Consider the following 3,665-nt stretch of genomic DNA (forward strand, 5'->3'; position numbering starts at 1 on the left):
GCCGCATGGATGCGGCGGCCAAGCCTCCAGGGACGGATTCACGGCGTCTCCCGCGTACCCAACCCGCCCGGCCAAGCATGGCTTTTGCTCTGAGCGATCCGCCACGAGGGGCTCAGCCGTTGGCCGGAATCACAGTGCCTCGCGAATCCGCTGACGCAGTGCTTCCAGATCCTTGGCAAACGCATCGATACCCGTCGCCAGCTTCTCGGTCGCCATCGGATCGGCGGCCAGGTCGGCTGCGAACTTTGCCGCGTCGATCGGCGTCACCTGCACCGCTTCAGCGGCACCGGCCACCAGCTTGCGCGGCAGCGCGCCGTGGTCGGCGTCGAGCTTCTCCAGCAGGTCCGGCGAAATGGTCAGGCGGTCGCAGCCGGCCAGCGCTTCGATCTGCGCGGTCGAACGGAACGAGGCACCCATCACCACGGTCGGCGAACCGCGGCGCTTGAATTCGGCATACACGCCACGCACGAACACCACGCCCGGGTCCTCGTCGATGTTCGCCGGGGTCTGGCCGTTGGCCACGTACCAGTCGAGGATGCGGCCGACGAACGGCGAGATCAGGAACGCACCTGCTTCGCTGCAGGCCAGCGCCTGGGTGGGGTTGAAGATCAGGGTCAGGTTGCAGTCGATGCCTTCGGCCTGCAGCACGCGCGCGGCTTCCACGCCTTCCCAGGTCGCAGCGATCTTGATCAGGATCTTCTCGCGCGGCACGCCGGCATCGGCGTACATCTGGATGAACTGACGGGCCTTGGCCACGGTCGCGGCGGTGTCGTGGGCCTGGTCGGCATCCACTTCCGTGGAGACGCGGCCCGGCACCAGCGTGCTCAGCAGCGCACCGACGCCGATGGTCAGGCGGTCGGCCACGGCGTGCACCACGGCCTCGCGGTCGCCGCCCTGCTGGCGGCCCCAGGCCAGTTCGCGTTCGATCAGTTCCGCATAGACCGGCAGGTCCAGCGCCTTCTTCACCAGGGTCGGATTGGTGGTGCAGTCCACCGGCTGCAGGCGCTTGATCGCCTCGTAGTCACCGGTATCGGCAACGACCACGGACAGTTCGCGCAGCTGGGACAGTTTGGACGGGGTACTCATTACGGCTCCTGGTGCGGGGATTGCAGGGAAACTGATCGCGCGCGGTACGCAGCGCAGGTCAGGGACGGTCGTTGTGGACCGCGCTCACGCGCAGCCGCAGCTTGCGGCCGCCCGGGGCGGTCCAGTCGATGCTCTGGCCAACGGCCAGGCCAAGCAGGGCGCTGCCGACGGGCGCCAGCACGGACACCTTGCCTTCATCGACATTGGCTTCGCGGGGGAAGACCAGGGTCAGGACATGCTTCTCGCCCGACACTTCATCTTCGCACTCCACGCGCGAATGCATCATGACGATGCCTTCGGGAATCTGGTCTGGCGGCAACACGGTTGCCCGGTTGAGCTCATCGGCAAGCGCACGCGCGGCCGGCGTCTGGCTGTGTGCCGGGGATTCGAGCATGGCGTCCAGGCGGTCCATGTCGAGGGTGGAAACAGTGATCGACGGCGGCAGGCCGCTGGCGGTGTTCATGGTGACGCTCCTTGGTTGAAAACCATGCAAAAGGCGGCGCCTGCTGGCGCCGCCTGACTGTATTGTGGGGACAAATGCGGCCGGAATCGACTCCCGGCGGTTTCGATGCCCGGCTGCGGTGTCTCAGCCGTTCAGCACCGGCGTGGGCGGGGTAGCAGTATCGCCGTTTGCCGGGACCAACGCCTCCAGCGTAAACAGCGCATCGGGCAGGCGCTTGAACTGCTCGGCCAGCTCCATCAGGAACTCGTTCATCGCCGAGCTGCGCCGCCAGATCATGGCGATGCGACGGCTGGGACGGCCCTCGCCGACGAAGTCGATCAGGCGGATGTTGTTCGAGCGTGGCACCGGCGGCTGTACCGACAGGCTGGGCAGCAGGGTGATGCCAACGTCGGCGGCGACCATCTGTCGCAGCGTTTCCAGGCTGGTGGCGCGGAATTCCGACTTTTCATTGGCGCCGAACAGGCGACAGACTTCCAGCGCCTGGTCACGCAGGCAGTGGCCGTCTTCCAGCAGCAGCAGCTTCTGCGTGGCCAGTTCCTGTACGTCCAGATGCTCGCGCGTGGCCAGCGGGTGGCGGCCGGAAACGGCCAGCAGGAACGGTTCCTCGAACAGGAATTCGGCGTGCAGCTGGTCGTCGATCACCGGCAGTGCCAACAGTGCAGCGTCCAGTTTGCCCTCGCGCAGGCGCTCCAGCAGCACATCGCTCTTTTCTTCCACCAGCAGCAGTTCCAGCTCGGGGAAGCGCGTGCGGATGCGCGGAATCACGTGCGGCAACAGGTACGGGCCCAAGGTCGGGAAGATCCCCAGGCGCACGGTACCCGCTTCGGGATCGCGGCTGCGTCGAGCCGCTTCCTTCAACTGCTCCACTTCGGCCACGATCACCCGTGCCCGCGCGGCTGCTTCGTGGCCAGCGGGGGTCAGCATCACCTTGCGCGGCGCGCGTTCCACCAACGGCAGGCCCAGCTCCTCTTCCAGCTTGCGGATCTGGGTCGACAGCGTGGGCTGGCTGACGAAGCAGGAGGCGGCGGCCCGGCCGAAGTGCTTGTGATCGGCCAGGGCCACCAGGTATTTCAGGTCACGCAGGTTCATCCTCAGACCTCTCGGGGTACTGCACCGGCAGGGCGTGCCCTGCCGGCTGATGGTGCTCCCGATGGCCTGGGAACATTGGATCAGGCCGCTTCGGCCACCGCGCCGCTGCTCTTGGGAACCGAGGAGCGGATCAGGTGATCGAAAGCGCTCAGTGCGGCGGTCGAACCGGCGCCCATCGCGATGATGATCTGCTTGTAGGGTACCGTCGTGCAATCGCCCGCGGCGAACACGCCCGGCAGATTGGTCTGCCCACGGTCATCGATGACGATCTCGCCACGCGGCGAAAGGGCCACGGTGTCCTTCAGCCATTCGGTGTTCGGCAGCAGGCCGATCTGCACGAAGATGCCTTCCAGTTCGACGCGATGGGAATCACCGCCGACACGGTCCTTGTAGACCAGGCCGGTGACGCGGCTGCCGTCGCCCAGCACTTCGGTGGTCTGCGCGCTGGTCAGCACGGTGACATTGGCCAGGCTGCGCAGCTTCTTCTGCAGCACTTCGTCGGCACGCAGGCTGGAATCGAATTCCAGCAGGGTCACATGCGACACGATACCGGCCAGATCAATGGCCGCTTCAACGCCGGAATTGCCACCGCCGATCACCGCCACGCGCTTGCCCTTGAACAGCGGGCCATCGCAGTGCGGGCAGTACGCCACGCCCTTGTTGCGGTACTGGTCTTCGCCGGGCACGTTCATCTGCCGCCAGCGCGCGCCGGTGGACAGGATCACCGAGCGCGACTTCAACACGGCGCCGTTTTCCAGCTGCACCTGCACCAGGCCGTCTTCGCCGGCCGGCACCAGCGCACTGGCGCGCTGCAGGTCCATGATGTCGACCTCGTATTCGCGCACGTGCTGTTCCAGCGCCGTGGCCAGCTTCGGGCCCTCGGTCTCCTTCACCGAAATGAAGTTCTCGATCGCCATGGTGTCCAGCACCTGGCCACCGAAACGCTCGGCGGCGATGCCGGTACGGATGCCCTTGCGCGCGGCATAGATCGCCGCAGCGGCACCGGCCGGGCCACCACCGACCACCA

At 66.6% G+C, this 3,665-nt stretch carries 4 protein-coding genes; all 4 read right to left on the reverse strand.

Features of this window, described 5'->3' with window-relative positions:
• Positions 1 to 129: 129 nt before the first annotated feature.
• Positions 130 to 1,086 carry a transaldolase gene (locus AB4Y84_RS15990; protein WP_049468994.1) on the reverse strand — a complete coding sequence of 319 codons (957 nt, stop codon included), beginning with the start codon at positions 1,084 to 1,086 and terminating at the stop codon, positions 130 to 132.
• Positions 1,087 to 1,144: 58 nt separating this feature from the next.
• Positions 1,145 to 1,549 carry a nucleoside diphosphate kinase regulator gene (gene rnk / locus AB4Y84_RS15995; protein WP_049468992.1) on the reverse strand — a complete coding sequence of 135 codons (405 nt, stop codon included), beginning with the start codon at positions 1,547 to 1,549 and terminating at the stop codon, positions 1,145 to 1,147.
• A gap of 123 nt (positions 1,550 to 1,672) precedes the next feature.
• Positions 1,673 to 2,638 carry a LysR substrate-binding domain-containing protein gene (locus AB4Y84_RS16000; RefSeq protein ID WP_312111546.1) on the reverse strand — a complete coding sequence of 322 codons (966 nt, stop codon included), beginning with the start codon at positions 2,636 to 2,638 and terminating at the stop codon, positions 1,673 to 1,675.
• Between the two features lie 80 nt (positions 2,639 to 2,718).
• A partial coding sequence (gene ahpF / locus AB4Y84_RS16005; RefSeq protein WP_442250429.1) for an alkyl hydroperoxide reductase subunit F occupies positions 2,719 to 3,665 on the reverse strand: 947 nt, incomplete at its 5' end.

The organism is Stenotrophomonas sp. 2YAF22 (genome assembly GCF_052114665.1).
In the GTDB taxonomy this organism is placed as follows: domain Bacteria; phylum Pseudomonadota; class Gammaproteobacteria; order Xanthomonadales; family Xanthomonadaceae; genus Stenotrophomonas; species Stenotrophomonas indicatrix.